Source organism: Pseudarthrobacter sp. J1738 (assembly GCF_050490315.1).
Lineage (GTDB): Bacteria > Actinomycetota > Actinomycetes > Actinomycetales > Micrococcaceae > JBNPEO01.
Genome location: NZ_JBNPEO010000002.1, coordinates 325,805 through 343,579, shown reverse-complemented (window position 1 = coordinate 343,579; position 17,775 = coordinate 325,805). Strand labels below are relative to the sequence as shown.

Sequence of the window (17,775 nt, the reverse complement as noted above, 5' to 3'; positions counted from 1 at the left end):
TTGAAGTACACATCCGTAAGCAGTGAAGGGAGCTGGCCGTGGCAAAGACACTGGCCCAGAAGGTATGGGACGCGCACGTGGTGCGCCAGGGCGAAGGTGAGGGCGCCAACGCTCAGCCAGATCTCCTATACATCGACCTTCATTTGGTTCATGAAGTGACCTCACCTCAGGCCTTCGAGGGGCTCCGTTTGGCTGGGCGCAAGCTGCGCCGCCCGGACCTCACCATTGCCACAGAGGATCACAACACTCCTACCTTGGAGATCGACAAGCCCATTGCTGATCTGACCAGCCGTACGCAAATTCAAACCTTGCGTAACAACTGCGCCGAGTTCGGTGTGCGCCTGCACTCCTTGGGAGACGCGGAACAGGGCATTGTTCACGTGGTGGGTCCCCAGTTGGGGCTCACTCAGCCGGGTATGACGGTGGTCTGTGGTGACTCACATACTTCTACCCACGGAGCGTTCGGTGCGCTGGCAATGGGTATTGGTACATCTGAGGTGGAGCACGTGATGGCCACCCAGACACTATCGCTCAAGCCTTTCAAGACCATGGCTATCAATGTCGAAGGCACATTGCGTCCGGGCGTTACAGCCAAGGACATCATTTTGGCTGTTATCGCCAAGATCGGCACCGGCGGCGGTCAGGGATACGTCCTGGAATACCGCGGATCCGCCATTCGGGCGCTGTCCATGGAAGCTCGTATGACTATCTGCAACATGTCCATCGAAGCTGGTGCACGCGCAGGCATGGTGGCGCCTGACCAGACCACCTATGACTACGTCCAGGGCCGCCCGCACGCACCCGTTGGTGCTGAGTGGGATGCCGCAGTTGAATACTGGCACAGCTTGGCCACTGACGCGGACGCAGTCTTTGACGTTGAAGTGGACCTCGACGCGAACACACTGGAACCCTTTGTTACATGGGGCACCAACCCTGGCCAGGGTGTCTCGCTGTCCGAATCCGTTCCTAACCCCGAAGACTTTGGCGATGAGAACGCCAAAGCAGCGGCAGAACGTGCTCTCCAATACATGGACTTGGCTCCTGGTACTCCCATGAAGTCGGTCCGTGTGGATACTGTCTTTTTGGGATCGTGCACCAACTCTCGTATTGAGGACCTGCGTGCGGCTGCGGATATTATTCGTGGGCGTGAAAAGGATCCCAACATTCGGATGCTGGTAGTGCCGGGTTCGGCGCGGGTTCGCCTCGAAGCAGAAGCCGAAGGCTTGGACCAAGTCTTCAAAGACTTCGGCGCTGAGTGGCGATTTGCCGGTTGCTCGATGTGTTTGGGTATGAACCCAGATCAGTTAGAACCAGGGGAGCGGTGCGCATCCACGTCCAACCGAAACTTTGAGGGCCGTCAAGGCAAGGGCGGCCGTACCCACTTGGTTTCCCCCGTGGTTGCTGCCGCTACCGCCATCCGCGGAACGCTCAGCTCGCCGTCGGACTTGGATCCCATCACGTCCGCTGCCAGCGCTGCGTCTCACGCCGCCTGAGACTTCCAGACACAGACCAGGAGTTCCCATGGAAAAGTTCACCACTCACACCGGCGTTGGCGTCCCGCTGCGCCAAAGCAACGTAGACACTGACCAGATCATCCCCGCCGTCTACCTCAAACGGATCACCCGCACCGGTTTTGAAGACGCCCTCTTTGCTGGCTGGCGTAAGGATGAAAACTTCATCCTCAACCAAGAGCCGTACACTACGGGATCAGTTCTTGTTGCTGGCCCCGACTTTGGAACAGGGTCCTCCCGCGAGCACGCAGTGTGGGCACTGAAGGACTATGGCTTCAAAGCCGTTTTGTCTTCCCGCTTTGCAGACATTTTCCGCGGCAACTCCGGAAAGCAAGGCCTACTGGCTGCAGAGTTGGACCAAGGGGACATCGAGCAGATCTGGAAAGAACTTGAGCATGCGCCGGGAACGGCAGTCAAAGTTGACCTGGTGTCCCAGACCGTGGAGTGCGGCAACATTGTTGCGCCCTTCAAAGTAGATGACTACACCCGCTGGCGTTTGCTCGAAGGGTTGGATGACATCGGCCTGACCCTCCAACACGAGCCGGACATTACCGCCTTCGAAGCCACACGACCTGAGTTCAAACCGAAGACGCTGCCGGTCAAGAGCTAGCAGAGTACAGCAGGGCCCGGAATATGATTCCGGGCCCTGCTGTCACCATAGATGCTGAGTATTTGCTGGGGAGAGCCGCCAATTTCAATGGCCAAGGTTGGAGCCCTATCTAAGGTGCTGGGCGACGCAGGGCCGCGGTGTTTCGATTTGGTAACCCCAGCTTCTATGCTTGGTTGAGGCCTTAGCCCGTATGGGAGGCCATTGACTGTAAGGAACTGGTATCTATGAGTAGTGTTCTGACTATCCGCGGCGGCGTGCCGCTTTCCGGCAAAGTTTCCGTGCGTGGCGCGAAGAACTTAGTTCCTAAGGCGATGGTCGCGGCGCTACTCGGCAACGAGCCCTCCACTCTGCGCAACGTCCCAGAGATCAAGGATGTTGAAGTAGTTACCAGCCTCTTGCAGCTACACGGCGTTTCCGTAGTGAAGGACTCTGCCACAGGGGATCTCACTTTGGATCCCAAAAACGCCAAAACCGCCTCGACCTCAGCTATCGATGCTCACGCAGGCGACTCGCGAATCCCCATCCTGTTGTGTGGGCCGCTGATTCACGCGATCGGTGAGGCTTTTATTCCGGACCTTGGTGGCTGCAAAATTGGCGACCGGCCCATTGACTATCACCTCAATGTGCTGCGCCAATTCGGTGCCGTGGTTGAGAAGCGGCCTGGCGGGATTCACATCTCAGCTCCTAGAGGCTTGCAGGGAACCAAGATTTCGTTGCCTTACCCCAGCGTTGGTGCCACCGAGCAGGTCTTGCTCAGCGCCACTAGGGCTGAGGGCATCACGGAACTTAGTGGCGCGGCTACCGAGCCGGAGATCATCGACCTCATTGCTGTTCTGCAAAAGATGGGCGCCATCATCAGCGTTCAGACGGACCGGACCATCCGTATTGAAGGCGTTAAGGAACTCGGCGGCTACCAGCACAAGGCCCTTTCTGACCGCAACGAATCGGCTTCTTGGGCCTCTGCTGCCCTGGTAACCAAAGGTGACATCTATGTTGAAGGTGCCAATCAACGGGACATGATGACGTTCCTTAACACCTACCGAAAAGTAGGCGGAGGAATGGACATCACCGATGACGGGATTCGTTTTTACCACCCGGGCGGCAAGCTTTCGCCACTCGTGCTGGAAACGGACGTCCACCCCGGATTTATGACCGACTGGCAGCAACCGCTAGTGGTGGCTTTGACCCAGGCCGAGGGCGTCTCGATCGTGCACGAAACCGTCTACGAGAACCGATTCGGTTTCACCGACGCCTTGATTCGAATGGGTGCAAGCATTCAGCTTCACCGCGAATGCTTGGGCAGTGTTCCGTGCCGCTTTGGGCAGCGAAACTTCCTTCACTCAGCGGTGATCTCGGGTCCAGTCCAGCTCAAGGGCGCTGACATTGACATTCCTGATCTCCGAGGGGGATTCAGCCACCTGATCGCAGCGCTAGCCGCCACAGGTACATCGCGGGTGACGGGCATTGACATTATCAACCGAGGCTATGAGCACTTTACGGACAAGTTGGCTGCCTTGGGCGCCGACTTTGATCTCACCACCACAAAGTAGGGTTCTAAAACTGTGAGTGAAACGTTAACGGCCCGCGCAACTTTCGCATTTTTGGCTGGCGTCCTGCGCCCCATCATGAACGCGTTGATGAGCAAGGACTGGGTGGGCTTGGAGAAGCTACCGGAGGGTGGCTTCATTGCTGTGCCGAATCACTGCACCGAATTAGACCCTGTGGCGGTTGGTCACATGCTTTATAGCAACAAACGCCCGCCTCACTTCCTAGCCAAGGCCGGTCTTTTTGATGTCCCGGTTTTTGGCAAGCTGTTGCGTAGTTGCAAGCAGATACCTGTCGAACGCACCGGGGTTGGAGCTAATGGTTCCTTGACGGTGGCCCAAGAAGTTGTTGATGGCGGCGGTTCCATTGTTATTTTTCCTGAGGGCACCCTCACCCGTGACCCCGATCTGTGGCCGATGAAAGGCAAGACAGGTGCCGCTCGACTAGCGCTGCAGACTGGCGTTCCGGTGGTGCCAATCGCTCAATGGGGCGCTCATGAGGTGTTTCCGCGTTATGGCAAGCGTCTTCATGTTTTTCCACGCAAGACTTCGCGCGTTTTGGTGGGTGACCCCGTAGATCTTAGTGAGTTCCAAGGCCAGCCCATGGACAAAGCCACACTCGCTGCGGCCACTGAAAAGATCATGGACGCCATCACAGTATTACTCGAGGAACTGCGCGGCGAGAAAGCACCGGAGGAACGCTGGGATCCAGCACAACACGGCCAAAGCGCCCACGGCAGGGTTGGTGATCGAGGCGAGAATCAACGCGCCACAAAGCCGGGAGCAACAGAATGAGCCCTGCACAGCCTGTGCAAGGAAACCACACAGTGGTGAACGACGGCGTAGCTAAAGTCGCGGTGCTTGGTGCCGGTTCCTGGGGAACTACCTTCGCGAAAGTTCTGGGTGATGCTGCACTCAGTGCCGGGGCCACTCGAGAAGTTCAGTTGTGGGCGCGACGGCCAGATATTGCCGCAGAGATTAACTCCGAACACACTAATCAGCAGTACCTCAAGGACACTCAACTCCCAAGCAACATCAGTGCCTCAGCTGATATTGCGGAGGTTCTTGATGGTGCGGGCATCGTTGTGCTGGCCGTCCCCGCTCAATCGTTGCGAGCTCAACTTCGGATCTGGAAACCGTTGTTAGCGTCCGGGGCCGTTGTAGTTTCCCTGATGAAGGGGCTGGAACGGGGGACTGATGCGCGAATGAGTGAAGTCATTGTTGACGAGCTTGGTATAGACGCTCAGCGTGTAGCAGTGATCTCCGGCCCAAATTTGGCTATGGAAATCGCCCGCTGTGAACCGACCGCCTCAGTGGTGGCTTGCGAGGACGAGAATCTGGCTCACCGGTTGGCGACGTTGTGCACTGCGCCATATTTCCGCCCGTACACCAGCACCGACGTGGTGGGTGTAGAAATTGGGGGAATCGTCAAAAATATCATTGCGCTTGCTGTTGGTATCTGCGAGGGCCGCCGCATGGGAGACAACACAAAGGCCTCCGTGATCACAAGAGGCTTGGCTGAGACATCACGGCTTGCGCTGGCGCTGGGTGGCCACGCTCAAACCATGGCCGGCCTAGCCGGTTTGGGAGACTTGGTGGCAACCTGTTCCTCTCCACTTTCACGGAACCACACCGCTGGCCGGCTGCTGGGCGAGGGACTTTCTCAAGATGAGCTTGCAGAGCAAATGACGCAAACCGCCGAGGGTACCAAGTCGGCTGAGGCCGTGTTTGAGTTAGCGTTGAAACACGGCATTGACATGCCCATCACTGCAGCAGTGGTTGAAGTTCTTGCTGGCCGGTTGCCAGTAGAAGAGCTAGGCCCTCGGTTGCTTTCGAGGGAACTCAAATCAGAAGTCAGCCAGTAGTAGTGCCCGTGTTCGCTGAAAACATGAATGGAAATCTTGTGAGCAATCCCAACAAACCGCGCGTCGCTGTCCTCTTCGGAGGACGCTCAAGCGAACACGGCGTTAGCTGTGTCACGGCAGCGGGCGTACTCGGCGCCATTGACCGGGACAAGTACGACGTTGTGCCAATCGGCATCGCTAAGAGTGGGCAATGGGTACTTGTTAACGAGGACCTCAGCAGCATGTCACTGGCGGCTGGTGCGGCGCCCGAAGTTTTGGCATCAGACAAAACGGTGGCGCTGGCTGAAATTGGTGGAGAGCACCAACTTATTGTTGCCGCGCCCAATGAAGTCCCGGTTGAGCTGGGAACGGTGGACGTAGTTTTCCCGCTCCTTCATGGGCCCTTTGGTGAAGACGGAACAATTCAGGGACTTCTTGAGCTTTCGGATACACGCTACGTTGGCTCCGGTGTGCTGGCATCAGCTGTGGGTATGGACAAGCACTTTATGAAAGTGGTCTTCGAAGCAGCCGGTCTGAAGGTTGGACCTTATGTGGCCGTCACAGACCGTCAGTGGACCAACGATCCAGCAGCGGTTCGAGCTCAGGTTGAGGCGTTAGGTTTTCCGGTGTTTGTGAAGCCGGCTAGAGCCGGGTCAAGTATGGGAATTTCCAAAGTTGATTCACTTCAAGAGCTGGACCAGGCAATTGCACAGGCTCGGGAGCACGATCCCAAATTGGTCATTGAAGCCGGAATTGTGGGCCGTGAGATTGAGTGTGCAGTCCTAGAGGGCCGAGGAACTGACGCGCCACGAGCTTCCCTTCCGGGGGAAATTGCCGTTACTACCGGCGCGCATAGCTTCTACGATTTTGAAGCAAAATACGTGGACAATGCAGCTGCCCTCAGCTGCCCTGCCGACTTGCCAGATGCTGCCATTGCACGCGTTCGCGAGCTCGCATCGCAGGCGTTCGACGCTGTAGGCGCTGAAGGGCTCAGCCGAGTGGACTTTTTCTATACCGAGGACGGGGAGTTCATCATCAATGAGATCAATACGATGCCCGGTTTTACTCCCAAGAGTATGTACCCGCAGATGTGGGCCGCTAGTGGAATGAATTACCCAGACCTCATTGATGAGCTCATTGCTTTGGCGCTAGAGCGCAAGACCGGCCTACGCTAGAGTTCCTACTGACTGGAGCACCTACTTAGTAGTGGGTAAGTTCTGAAGATCCTCTTGACCAACGCACTTGTTGCCTGCCGGAATCTTGGCCGCTGGTGCTGCTAACTCGGCCAAAACGGTAGCAGAACTGATCTTGTTCGGATCCATCAAAATCTCCGTCGCTGGAACGCGACCAAAAGTGGTGAGTGTCCATGCTGGGTTACCCTCTTTGATGACCCAATCCACGCCATTGACTGTTACACAACGATCAGTGGTGGGACCAGGGGGATTGACCCCACAGCGAAGAACAACCTGGGACGGATCACCCCAGGCAGCGGTCGCTTGCGCATTGGTAGCACGCAGCTTTTGATCCCCCAGTGTGTCCGGCAAGGCCACCATCATTTTGGCGCATTCGGGGTTGGCAGCATCTTTGGCAGCAGTAACGTTCACTGTTGGTGAGCAAGCCGATAGAGTCCCTGCCGCGAGCAGACTGCCTACAGCAAAAAGAGAAACAGCACGGGGGTAACGAGGAGAAGAAGACACCTAAACAGCCTACCGGGCCAATGCGATCCCACGCTTGCCGATAGTCGCCGTGCTACCTCGCACCGTACACGTTAGAATTTCAGCGTATGCAACCGTGGGGGTTGCCGAAACGAAGTGGGTTGTACAACATGTCAGGCAAGAAAGTTCTTGTGGTCGACGATGACGCGGACATCCGTGATTTGGTGGGAATCAAGCTCGAATCGGCAGGCTATCTCGTCACCTCGGCGCACGACGGTATTAGTGGACTGGAAAGCGCCTCCACAGGTGAGTTCGACGCCGTCGTTCTTGACGTGATGATGCCTGGAATGTCCGGAATCGACGTGCTGCGTGCCATGCGAAACGCAGAAATCACCACACCAGTTTTATTGCTGACGGCGCGTACTCAAGAACGTGACATTGAAGTGGGATTTGCTGTTGGTGCCGATGACTATGTAGCCAAACCATTCAGTCCACGTGAGTTGTTAGTCCGGGTAAACGCGCTGATAGCACGAAACTAAACGTGCAGACATTACTGGCCGGCCCCGTGGTCGTAGCGGTTTTGGTGGGAAGTACCGCAGCAACAGCAGCAGTGTTTCTGCTCCTTGTTCTCTTGCGAGTCACGCGAAAGTTGACCGCGCGGCGGGCTGCCGCGCTTGAGCAGCGGACGCGTTCGCTGATCCTGCAGGCAACGGTTGCTGAGCCGGACGAAGTTGAGTCCTTTGCTCGGGAGTTAAACTCCCACGGCAGGGCGGAAAGGGCTGCAGCAGAGAAAACGATTTTGGGACTTCTTGTGGAAGTCCAAGGCGAGGCCGCCGAGTCTCTGACCCAATTGCTTGAAGCCTGTGGAACCATCGACCGCGCCGTTAAGGACGCAGATGCTAGGGATGCGGTGGTACGTGCACGGGCCGCTGAAGTCTTGGGTCTAACAGCTGGGCCGCAAAGCCTTGCGCCGTTATTGGACCTTGCCGTAGACCCGGATGTTGAAGTTCGGATTGTGGCAGTCCGTGCTTTGGGCCGTACGGGAAACCCCAGTGCCGTTAGGCCGTTGCTGAACGCGCTTAGAAGCGATTCAGGTGTGCCAACCACAGTGGCCGCCTCGGCTCTGTTGAACCTCGCCGAGCACTCAGGAACAGCTATTGACGACGGCTTTACGGATCCAGACGCTGCCGTCCGGCGTACCACCGCCCAATTGGCTGGTTACTTGCAGAGCCCCGGTGCGGCCTCTCGGCTCATAACGCTGTTGGGTGACTCAGATGCATTGGTGCGTCAAGCCGCGGCCCGTTCGCTGGGGCAGTTACATGGCAGCGCAGCCATTCAGCCACTTTTTCACCGTGCAATGAACGATGCGGTTCCAGCAGTACGGCTGGCCGCGGCACATGCGCTCATGCAGCTTCCAGAGGCTTGGACTTTCAACGTCCGTACAGCCTTGGCTACCAGCACCGATCCTGAAGTGCGATACGCAACGGCGATTTGGCCGCAAAACACCGAAGTGAAAGCACAGTAATGGAAATTGCTCGCGGCATACTTACCACCATTTTTGCCATCGTTGCGTGGCCCATGTTGCTGTACTTTTTGGTGATCAACACCTCCTATCTAGTGCTGATTGGGCTCGCTTCAACGAACTTTGCCGCATACCTGCGCAGGACGTTTTTTAGCGGTGAGCGTGCTGTGGCAGGATCGCCGCTAAGTCTAGGTATATCGGTGGTGATGCCGGCTTACAACGAGGAAATGGTTATCACCACTTCCGTTCGTTCCGTGTTGGACCTCCGCTATCCGGACCATGAAGTCATTGTGGTCAACGACGGGAGTAAGGACGCCACTCTTCAGAAGCTGATTGAGACGTTTTCCTTGGAGTTGGACGCCCGTGAAGTCCCGGAACGCATTCCGGTCAGGGGTGCATTGCGGGGGGTTTGGCGATCTAACGATCCGGCCATTCCACTGACGGTGGTGGACAAGGAAAATTCGGGCCGCTCTGACAGTCTTAACGCAGGCATCAACATTTCGGCCAAAGATCTAGTGGTGATGGTGGATGCTGACTCACTGATTGACCCCGATGCGCTCCTCACCGTTTCCAAACCTTTTGCCGATGACCCAGAAAATGTGGTGGCCACTGGGGGAGTGGTGAGGGCGGTTAACGGTTGCCGCGTTTCTGCAGGTCGTGTTGTCCAGGTGGGTATGCCCAAGGAGATGGTGGCCCGAATCCAAGTAGTTGAGTACCTCCGGGCGTTCCTCTTGGGCCGAACTGGATGGTCACAGCTCAAAGCACTCATTCTGATTTCGGGCGCCTTTGGAATGTTCCGGCGCGACGTTTTGCTCGAAGCCGGCGGTCTGGACCCGGACTGCATTGGTGAAGATTTTGAACTTGTGATGCGCATCCACAAGAAAATGATCGACTCTAAACGGCGGTACCGGGTTGTGTTTGTTGCTGAGCCGGTGAGCTGGACTGAAGTGCCGCCAAATTTGACTGTCCTTGCGCGCCAACGCAGACGCTGGCACCGCGGTCTTTGGGAAGTTCTGTCACAGTACCGAGGCATGACACTGAATCCGCGGTACGGGCGGGTTGGCATGATTGCCCTGCCGTTTTATTGGCTCTTCGAGTTGATCGCACCAGCGTTGGAGCTCTCGGGACTCATCTTGGTTCCACTTGGTTTGTGGTTGGGGCTAGTGGATCCGCACTATGCTCTTCTGTTGTTGTTGGTGTCCTACGTTTACGCCATTTTTGTGAGTTTGGTTGCCTTGGTGGTGGAGGAAGCTTCGTTCCACCGTTACACCAAGTGGCGGGACCTGTGGGCGTGCATTTTTGCGGCGATAGTGGAGAACTTTGGCTACCGGCAGTTGACGGCAGTTTGGCGTTTACAGGGCTGGTGGGCAGCTCTGCGCGGTTCGGCAGCCGAGTGGGGAACAATGACTCGCACTGGATTCGCCGATGAGCGGGACGCGGCTGTTACTGCTGCGGGAGAACGACTCTCACGGTAGTTCCACGTCCTTCTACACTGTGGAACTCAAGAGTTCCACAGTGGCCCTCCACGATTGATTTGCTAATGGCAAGCCCCAACCCTATTCCAGGAACGTTGGATTCAACGGCAGACGTCGCCCGGTAAAACCGGCTAAACAAGTGGCTTTGATCGCCTGTGGACACTCCAACGCCCGAGTCTTCAATCACTACCTCCAGAGTTTTAGTATCAGGAGAGGCCGTGGCCGAGATTGTGACGCTTCCGCCTGCTGGAGTGTACTTGACGGCGTTAGAAATGAGGTTCTCCAACACTTGGCCCATGCGCTGAACATCAAGAGTCGTTGGCAGCTCAGGGCCGTCTTGAACGGTGTAGTGAAGCCCCTTAGCGATGGCTTGAGAGAGGAATTGCTCCGCTGCGTGACGGACAATCGTTTGCAAATCGGCCGCTCTGGGACGTAGTTCTAGGCTTCCGCGCTGGAACTGTGCGGCCGTGAGGAGATCAGCCACAAGGACTTTTAGACGCCGCACGTTGCGCTCCATCGCCTCGAGGTACTTTGCGAATTTGGTATCGGTACCAGCGGTTTGGTCTTGAAGGAGCTCCAGATAACCACCAATCGAGGTCAGTGGTGTTCGGAGCTCGTGGGAGATCGAGGCAAGGAAGTCGTCCTTGGCTTGAAGATTGTTCATAAAATCTGTGACGTCATCCAAGGCCACCACTGAACGGCTGAAGTTCCCCTGCTCATCGAGGATGGGGGTTGCTGAAACACTGATGGCGTAACGTGTGCCGTCAGCGCTTTCCATCCAGAACACGCGTCCACGTGAAGACTCTCCACGCATGGCGGCACTAACTGGGCCGTGGCCGGGAGCAATGGGAGTGAGCCCATCGGCGTCCAAAAATTGCTGGTTCGTCTCAAGATCTATGGTCCGCTGTTTTTTGCCTGTTAGCACTGGATGGTTTCTCATCGCAGGGTTGGCCAAAACATCGTTGCCGTCCTTGTCGATGACCAAAATGCCCATGTTTACTGTGTCCAGTACCTTAGCCAGAACCTCTTGGCCTTTTTTCTGCTCGGTAAGGCTAGTGGCGAGCTCATGCTCCCTAGCATCAATAACTTTCCGGTGTTCATCGAATTGGTGGCGTTGGCCCTTTGCCACAAGAGCCGCCGTGACAATCAGCAAGGGAATCAAGGTGTTGGCAGCTACATACTGAGCGCTCGCGTGAACTAGTGTTTGCTCGATGTTTTGCCAGGGCACTTCTACCGCAGCAACCGCAGCTGCTCCGGCAACGGCGACCCACCACCATTTTCGAATTGAACCGAGCCAAAAAGCTGGAAGAACCCCCAGATAGCCAAAGGCGTATACAGCTTCCAATGGGTTGCTGTTACTGCGCAAGATAACTACGGAGGCCAAGTCAAGAGCGGGAATGATGGCAACTAGTAAAGCGCTTAACGTTGTTCTCGTGGGGCGCGGATTGACGATCACTGTCCAAACGCTGGCCACGGTGACAATGATTGCCGCTGCAAGATAAGAGCTGCTGACCAAAAGGCTTGGTTCGCTCAGCCCGGTCACTAAAGAAACCACGCCAAACATACCCAGGAAGGCGCCTTGGCTCAGGAGGGTATCCGTACGAACATTCCCGGATTTGTACAGCATGCCCAGAGCAGATTTTTGGTGGTTTGTCACGTGCACCCGCTCGTCTCTCCCGCATCGGCGAACAGGGGCTGAACTCCGCCGGAATCAGTGTTGTGATGGTCATGGTCAGTGTATGCCACACAAGGGGATGCCGAGTCTCAACTCTGTATCAATCGCTGAGCATCGCTGGCTGCTTGTCCTAAGCAACCAGATTGCTAGTACAATGAAGTGTTTCGCTTTCTCTGCGGCCAATTAGGGCACAAATCGGGAAGTTTCGTGTGTGGGGGGTTTCGCTTGAACAAGAAGTTGGCATCTGGCCTTTTGACCTTAGCTCTATTGCTCCTCCCTGCTGGCGCGGCAATAGCTGACGATGCATCTGTAACCACAGTGGATACAGTCAGTTCAGACCCGGCGACTGCTGGCGAGACTGCCCCCATGGACGGTGACCCGTTGGCAACACCTACCGCCGAACCGGTGCCCTCGGATATTCCGGCCCCTCCCGAGACACCGGTTGAATTGCCTGTGCCAGCACCCAGCGACTCTCCGCAGGCACCTGTAGAAACTCTTCCGGCTCCCGTGGATACGAATCCGTCGGAAACAGCGCCGTCAACCGGTGGGATTGTTCCAACCCCGCAACCATCGTCAACCAGTGGTGCTGTATCTGGTGGGCAAGTTTCGAACCCAGGTGCAGTGCAGCCTCCCGCTCAGACCATCCCCGGGGTGGCTACCCAGACTGATTTACCGGGGGCCGTCGCCGCTGATGTGGCCGCTGCGCTCGGTCCGGACCTTGCCCTCGCTCTGGACCCGTCCCTTGCAGATGGACAACCGGCCGAACTGGGTCCAGTTCTTTCTGACGCGGGGGCTGCTGCAAAGACGCTGGCCGCCAAGAAGTCTCAGGCAGTTGTGGACGCGGCTACGTCCAACAAGCAGAACGCTGTCCCGGCGCTGCCTTCTCTTGAAACCATCTCCACCCAGGCTGCCGCAGCAGTAACGTCGCCGCTCACACAGGGAATCGTTGTGGTGGTACTTATTGGTCTTGGGGTTCTGTACTTCCGGGCAATGAATTCCAAGGGAACTCGCGCACCCGGCTCACTGAGCAAGTAGGGGCATCTTGGAAGGCTTCACTGTAGGAGAACGTCCCGTCCAAATACGGCACGTAATGTTGCTTACTCACAGTTACTGGCCAGACCAAAGTCCCCCGCAACGGCGCTGGAGTTCCTTTGTCCGGGAGTTCCAAGCGGCCGGATGGCGAGTAGATGTAGTTACCCCCGTATCGCACTTCCCGAACGGCAAACGCACGGAACGGCGCGCAGACGCCGGATATCCTTGGGGTCATCAACGGGGCGAACATGGCGAACGCATTCGGCGAGTTCCGTATTTACGGCATGCTCAGACCCGCGTTGGCAGATTTGTAGACAACCTGTACACGGCAGTGCTGAGCGTCCCAGCTGCCATGATGCAGCGACGCCCAGAAGTAGTTGTTGTCACTGCGCCTAGCTTGCCAATTCTGGCTGCCGGTCATGTGGTGGCCAAAATTTTCCGCGTCCCATTGGTAGTGGAAATGCGGGACGCTTGGCCGGACTTGGCACGCGACGCACGCCTAGTTCAAGGACAAGTGAAGTCTCTAGCAGAAAAAGCCGTGGAGTTTGTGCAAAACAAAGCAAACTTGGTTGTCACAGTCACTGAGGGTTTTGCTAAGACTCTTCTAGAACGTGGAGTTGCCGTAGTTGCGACTGTTCCCAACGGTCTGGACTTGAGATCCGTCCCTCTCCTTCCGGCACCAGTTGTGGACAAAGAACAGCTAGACGTGTTGTATCTGGGCAACCATGGTGAAAGCCAACGTTTGGAGCTGATGGTTCAGGCTGCTGCAAAGGTTGGTAGCCGTATGCACTTGCACATGGTGGGTTATGGAGTTGCCAAGCCAGGACTAATACAACTCGCTCGCGAGATCGGCGCTCCAGTCACCTTTCACCCCCCGGTAAAACGTGAGGCAGTTTTGGAAGCCTACAAGCTGGCGGACTCATGCATCGTGTCCCTACGAGATGACTGGAAGTCCTTCGAGACCACTATTCCCTCTAAAACGTACGAAGTTCTGGCCGTAGGGCGTCACGTTACAGCCGTGGTACGTGGCGAAGCGGCACGCATTATCTCTGATTCTGACGCCGGTGACGTAGTCCCGAGCACGGTTGAAGCCATTGCGCAGTTGTGGAATGACTTAGCGGACGATAGGAGCCGCTTAGACGTAGGTAGCAGGGGGCGCGACTGGGTGGAAGACCATGCGGAAATTCGTGCATCTGCCAAACACTATATGGAACTGATTGATGAACTTTTGGCACGAAGCTCCGGTGACAGGTGACCCTTTCCGCTAAGCCACAGCTGTTACAGAACCTTCGGCTAGCAGCCGCCACCGCGTCAGAACACCTTAATGACGATCCTGCAGTTCTAGCGATTCAGGTGATCCGGCGACTCCCGGGAGGGCTGGTGCGGAAAGTCATGCCAGCAGCTGGGAGATTCCTAGGGCGGAATTCCACCACATTTGCGGCGATATTGGCCAACTTCGCGTTGGGGAAGATCACTAGTGTGCAAAACGCATTGGACACGGCCTTATCCAAATCAATTTCAGGGTCCTCGGCCGTTCGGCTCGCCGACTTGGCGCTCGCAGCCGGGTGCCTGGAGCAGGCTGACTCGCTAGCCCTCAACGGAGCCCAAGCGCCTAATCATGCTGCTTTTATCGCGCGGCGGTTTTGGTATGACGGCGCGATGACCGCCGCAGTTGAACACTTGAAGTTGGAAGAGGCGAAGCACGGCGGCAGCCGTAGTGCGAAGCGTCTCGCTTCTCAACGTCGGCGGCTTGAGTCAGAACTCAAGGTGTTCACCGGTTTCCTCCCGGTTCTGACCCCTAGAGAACATCAACCGAGAAAACGCACTGTAATGCACGTTCTCACCAATTCACTACCTCACACTGGAAGTGGCTACGCGCAGCGAACACACTCAATTCTGACCGCTCAGCGGGATTTGGGTTGGAATGTCTCGGCCGTCACAAGGCTGGGTTATCCGGTCCAAGTGGGGAAAGTTCTGGCCTCTGGTGCCGACTCGGTTGACGGTATTGATTATGTGAGAATAAACCCTGGACGGCTGAAAGAGGGTATGGCGGCGCGACTTCAACAGCAAGCGGAATTGGTAGCGGATGAAGCAGTCCGCCGCGGCGCGAGCGTCCTACACACAACAACTCACTTTACTAACGCTCTGGTTACGGCAGCCGCAGCGGATGCACTGGGTATTCCGTGGGTCTATGAAGTGCGGGGACAGCTCGCTGACACATGGGCGTCCACTCGTGGGCCGGAAGCCATTAGAAGTGAACGGTTCAGATTGTTTAGAGAACGAGAAGCCGATGTGATGAAGCGCGCGGACCTTGTAGTGACGCTAGGTGAAGCTATGAGAGCCAATATCGTGGATGCCGGGGTTGATTCGGCTAATATTTTGGTGGCGCCGAATGCTGTTGGTGGTGCATTTCTCGACGAACCGATGACTCAGCAGGATGCCCGCCGGCAGCTAGGCCTGGCTGAGGACGCTTTGATGATCGGAACGGTCAGCAGTCTTGTTGATTATGAGGGTTTGGACACACTACTGCGGGCTGCAGCGCTATTGATCCCGCGCTTCAGCAAATTGCGTGTCTTGATCGTCGGTGACGGCGTGTCCGCCCCCAGCCTCCGTGCCCTAGCACAAGAGTTGGGTATTTCCGCTCAAACGATTTTTACTGGCAGGGTACCTCGGAATCTCACCCCGATCTATCATGCTGCATTGGACGTGTTTGTGGTGCCTCGCATTGATTCTTCGGTCACCAGAGATGTAACTCCGCTGAAGCCAGTAGAGGCTATGGCTTCAGCGCGTCCGGTTGTGGCGAGCGACCTGCCAGCATTACGTGAACTTCTGGCCGAAGGCGAAACAGGTATGTTTGCACAGGCGGAAAATCCGGCGTCGCTTGCCAGTAGTATTGACCGTCTACTTGTTTCACCCCAAAAGCGTTACCAGCTTGGACGCCGAGCTCGGCAAGTGACTCTTTTGGATCGAACTTGGAAAGCGAACGCTAAGCGAGCGTTGTCTGCATACGACCGACTTACAAAGAATGGAGGCTGATGAAACAGACAGCTGGAGCGGTCGATGTACCCATTCCAACTTCGGTAAATATCAGGAAGTTGCGCCGAGTGGGGGCTCGACCAAATTTCCTAGATTATCTAGTGAGCCTATGGGACTACCGATTTTTCATATACTACGATTCACGCGCGCGTGTCCTGAGCGGCAACGCCAAAGATCGTTTAGGCGGTGCATGGCTGCTACTCAATCCATTGCTAAATGGCTTGGTTTTTTATTTAATTTTTGGTGTGATGCTCGGAACAGGAGCAGGCATTCCAAATTTTATTTCTTATCTCTTAATCGGGATTTTTCTATTCCAGTTCAGTACGCGGCCGATAACGACGTCGGCTCGATCGATGGTTTCCAATCAGAATATCCTTCAGGCTTTTAAGTTTCCGCGGGCGACGTTACCGATAGCTGTTAACGTCAGGGAAGCCATGGCTAGCGTTCCAACGATTTTGATCATGCTGATTCTCGTGATTCTGATCCCGCCAGCCGAGACCATTTCTGTGAAGTGGCTTTTCCTTTTGCCGACACTATTATTGCAAGTTATGTTTCACCTCGGGTTATCTCTATTTCTGGCTCGGATGGTCTCGGTCATTCCTGACCTGTCGTATTTGGTTGGTTTTGGACTTCGTGCATGGATGTACGTGTCAGCAGTCTTTTTCTCTGTCGATCGCTTTGCCGGCCATCCAGTGCTGATGAATCTGATGCATGCAAATCCGCTTTTTGCCGTTCTTGATATCGTCCGCGATTGTTTGCTCTATGACACGTGGCCGAGCATGACAAGGTGGCTTACACTTGCAATTTGGGCAGTGGCCAGTCTGACGGTCGGACTCATCTTCTTTTGGCGAGGGGAGGAAAGCTATGGACGTAGTTGATTATTCCGTTTCGTCACCAGCTGTTGTCTTGGACAATGTCAGCATGACTTATCGGGTGGGGAGTTCGGAGAACGTTTATGGACCCGATTCCGGGTTTGCACGGCGCGCGTTGTCTCGTGTGTGGAACCCCAAGAAGCGAGTCACCGTGCAGGCTCTTCGACCGATTTCATTGGTTGCCCAGCATGGGGAATCCATAGGTGTAATTGGTCGCAATGGATCCGGCAAGAGCACGTTGATGCGCTTGATCGGAGGACAAGAGACCAGCACTACGGGTAGTGTGCTAGCTACAAGTACTCCTATTTCCCTCGGCGTCAGCGCGGCGCTTGTTCCCGATTTGGCAGGCGATGCCAACATCATGTTGGGGTGTCTGGCTATGGGGATGAGCAAGAAAGAAATTCGGGAAAAATTTGATTCGATTGTCGAACTTTCTGCTCTGGAAAATTCCATCCATTTGCCTATGAAATCGTATTCTTCGGGTATGTCCGCTCGGCTGCGATTCGCGATCGCTGCGGCCATCGATCCTGAGATTCTAATTTTGGATGAGGCGCTCAATACTGGGGATGCAGAGTTTGGTGAGCGTACTCGCCGCCGAATGACCGAGTTGCGAGAAGGAGCGGGCTGCGTATTCTTGGTGAGCCATGGCATGCCCACAATTCGGGACCTCTGCACCAGAGCGATTTGGCTTGATCAGGGCGAAATGATTCAGGACGGTGAGGTGGATCGCGTCGTGGATCTTTATGAGAAATTCATTTGGCACCTTCGAAAAGGCGACAGCGCCTCAGCAGACCGTGTGAAACGAGCCGCGCGCAAGGAGACTCAGCGTGTGCAGGTTTTGGAGCGGGCAGCTGGACGTCGGAGGGTCGAATGACGCTTCGACGTAAGGTGCGAAACGCGAGAACTGCAGCTTGGCATTTTCGAACCGGAGGCGTCGATGGGTTCAAGCTTTGGCGACAACGTCAGATAGCCGAAAGCCGACAGCCGTCTGCTGTGGTT

General features: G+C 55.9%; 16 protein-coding genes. 14 read left to right on the top strand and 2 right to left on the bottom strand.

The window, feature by feature from the left end:
- Positions 1-38: 38 nt before the first annotated feature.
- The 6 genes from leuC to ACQR35_RS05195 all read left to right on the top strand — a co-directional run bounded on the left by leuC (position 39) and on the right by ACQR35_RS05195 (position 6,684).
- Entirely contained in the window at positions 39-1,493 is a 1,455-nt protein-coding gene (gene leuC, locus ACQR35_RS05220) for a 3-isopropylmalate dehydratase large subunit (RefSeq protein ID WP_430269415.1), read from the top strand.
- Between the two features lie 28 nt (positions 1,494-1,521).
- A complete protein-coding gene (gene leuD, locus ACQR35_RS05215) occupies positions 1,522-2,121 on the top strand; it encodes a 3-isopropylmalate dehydratase small subunit (protein ID WP_430269414.1) in 600 nt (199 codons plus the stop codon).
- A 224-nt stretch (positions 2,122-2,345) separates the two neighbouring features.
- A complete protein-coding gene (murA, locus tag ACQR35_RS05210) occupies positions 2,346-3,671 on the top strand; it encodes a UDP-N-acetylglucosamine 1-carboxyvinyltransferase (RefSeq protein ID WP_430269413.1) in 1,326 nt (441 codons plus the stop codon).
- A gap of 12 nt (positions 3,672-3,683) precedes the next feature.
- Complete coding sequence (locus ACQR35_RS05205; protein ID WP_430269412.1) at positions 3,684-4,460, top strand: lysophospholipid acyltransferase family protein; 777 nt, start codon at positions 3,684-3,686, stop codon at positions 4,458-4,460.
- Positions 4,457-5,530 carry an NAD(P)H-dependent glycerol-3-phosphate dehydrogenase gene (locus ACQR35_RS05200; RefSeq protein ID WP_430269411.1) on the top strand — a complete coding sequence of 358 codons (1,074 nt, stop codon included), beginning with the start codon at positions 4,457-4,459 and terminating at the stop codon, positions 5,528-5,530. The genes ACQR35_RS05205 and ACQR35_RS05200 overlap by 4 nt, the downstream gene beginning before the upstream one ends.
- A gap of 23 nt (positions 5,531-5,553) precedes the next feature.
- Positions 5,554-6,684, top strand: coding sequence for a D-alanine--D-alanine ligase family protein (locus ACQR35_RS05195; protein WP_430269410.1), 1,131 nt, complete (start codon positions 5,554-5,556; stop codon positions 6,682-6,684).
- Positions 6,685-6,705: 21 nt separating this feature from the next.
- Here ACQR35_RS05195 and ACQR35_RS05190 read toward each other — a convergent pair whose 3' ends face one another.
- On the bottom strand, positions 6,706-7,152 hold the full coding sequence (locus ACQR35_RS05190) for a DUF3515 domain-containing protein (protein WP_430268409.1): 447 nt from the start codon (positions 7,150-7,152) through the stop codon (positions 6,706-6,708).
- Between the two features lie 182 nt (positions 7,153-7,334).
- Between ACQR35_RS05190 and ACQR35_RS05185 the strand changes: the two genes are divergently transcribed.
- Genes ACQR35_RS05185 through ACQR35_RS05175 form a run of 3 tightly spaced genes read left to right on the top strand, consistent with a single transcriptional unit; the run spans position 7,335 to position 10,161 of the window.
- A complete protein-coding gene (locus tag ACQR35_RS05185; RefSeq protein ID WP_430268351.1) occupies positions 7,335-7,703 on the top strand; it encodes a response regulator transcription factor in 369 nt (122 codons plus the stop codon).
- 2 nt (positions 7,704-7,705) lie between these two features.
- A complete protein-coding gene (locus tag ACQR35_RS05180) occupies positions 7,706-8,689 on the top strand; it encodes a HEAT repeat domain-containing protein (RefSeq protein WP_430269409.1) in 984 nt (327 codons plus the stop codon).
- Positions 8,689-10,161 (top strand): glycosyltransferase family 2 protein, encoded by a 1,473-nt coding sequence (locus ACQR35_RS05175; protein WP_430269408.1) that lies wholly within the window; start codon positions 8,689-8,691, stop codon positions 10,159-10,161. Before ACQR35_RS05180 ends, ACQR35_RS05175 begins: the two co-directional genes overlap by 1 nt.
- Here the strand turns inward: ACQR35_RS05175 and ACQR35_RS05170 are convergent.
- A complete protein-coding gene (locus ACQR35_RS05170) occupies positions 10,130-11,818 on the bottom strand; it encodes an ATP-binding protein (protein WP_430269407.1) in 1,689 nt (562 codons plus the stop codon). The genes ACQR35_RS05175 and ACQR35_RS05170 overlap by 32 nt on opposite strands.
- 243 nt (positions 11,819-12,061) lie before the next feature.
- Here ACQR35_RS05170 and ACQR35_RS05165 point away from each other — a divergent pair, with 243 nt between their 5' ends.
- The 5 genes from ACQR35_RS05165 (at position 12,062) to ACQR35_RS05145 (ending at position 17,650) form a co-directional block, all read left to right on the top strand.
- Complete coding sequence (locus ACQR35_RS05165; RefSeq protein ID WP_430269406.1) at positions 12,062-12,871, top strand: hypothetical protein; 810 nt, start codon at positions 12,062-12,064, stop codon at positions 12,869-12,871.
- 55 nt (positions 12,872-12,926) lie between these two features.
- Positions 12,927-14,123, top strand: a complete 1,197-nt coding sequence (locus ACQR35_RS05160; RefSeq protein ID WP_430269405.1) for a glycosyltransferase family 4 protein — start codon at positions 12,927-12,929, stop codon at positions 14,121-14,123.
- Between the two features lie 224 nt (positions 14,124-14,347).
- A complete protein-coding gene (locus tag ACQR35_RS05155; RefSeq protein WP_430269404.1) occupies positions 14,348-15,904 on the top strand; it encodes a glycosyltransferase family 4 protein in 1,557 nt (518 codons plus the stop codon).
- Positions 15,904-16,782, top strand: a complete 879-nt coding sequence (locus ACQR35_RS05150) for an ABC transporter permease (RefSeq protein ID WP_430268344.1) — start codon at positions 15,904-15,906, stop codon at positions 16,780-16,782. Before ACQR35_RS05155 ends, ACQR35_RS05150 begins: the two co-directional genes overlap by 1 nt.
- On the top strand, positions 16,769-17,650 hold the full coding sequence (locus ACQR35_RS05145; protein WP_430268343.1) for an ABC transporter ATP-binding protein: 882 nt from the start codon (positions 16,769-16,771) through the stop codon (positions 17,648-17,650). The genes ACQR35_RS05150 and ACQR35_RS05145 overlap by 14 nt, the downstream gene beginning before the upstream one ends.
- The last annotated feature ends 125 nt before the right edge of the window (positions 17,651-17,775 follow it).

What these genes read in the sequence shown, in the direction of transcription:
- leuD (WP_430269414.1), top strand. Translation starts at nt 1,522, where the DNA reads ATGGAAAAGTTCACCACTCACACCGGCGTTGGCGTCCCGCTGCGCCAA.
- murA (WP_430269413.1), top strand. Translation starts at nt 2,346, where the DNA reads ATGAGTAGTGTTCTGACTATCCGCGGCGGCGTGCCGCTTTCCGGCAAA.
- ACQR35_RS05200 (WP_430269411.1), top strand. Translation starts at nt 4,457, where the DNA reads ATGAGCCCTGCACAGCCTGTGCAAGGAAACCACACAGTGGTGAACGAC.
- ACQR35_RS05195 (WP_430269410.1), top strand. Translation starts at nt 5,554, where the DNA reads ATGAATGGAAATCTTGTGAGCAATCCCAACAAACCGCGCGTCGCTGTC.
- ACQR35_RS05185 (WP_430268351.1), top strand. Translation starts at nt 7,335, where the DNA reads ATGTCAGGCAAGAAAGTTCTTGTGGTCGACGATGACGCGGACATCCGT.
- ACQR35_RS05175 (WP_430269408.1), top strand. Translation starts at nt 8,689, where the DNA reads ATGGAAATTGCTCGCGGCATACTTACCACCATTTTTGCCATCGTTGCG.
- ACQR35_RS05160 (WP_430269405.1), top strand. Translation starts at nt 12,927, where the DNA reads ATGTTGCTTACTCACAGTTACTGGCCAGACCAAAGTCCCCCGCAACGG.
- ACQR35_RS05150 (WP_430268344.1), top strand. Translation starts at nt 15,904, where the DNA reads ATGAAACAGACAGCTGGAGCGGTCGATGTACCCATTCCAACTTCGGTA.
- ACQR35_RS05145 (WP_430268343.1), top strand. Translation starts at nt 16,769, where the DNA reads ATGGACGTAGTTGATTATTCCGTTTCGTCACCAGCTGTTGTCTTGGAC.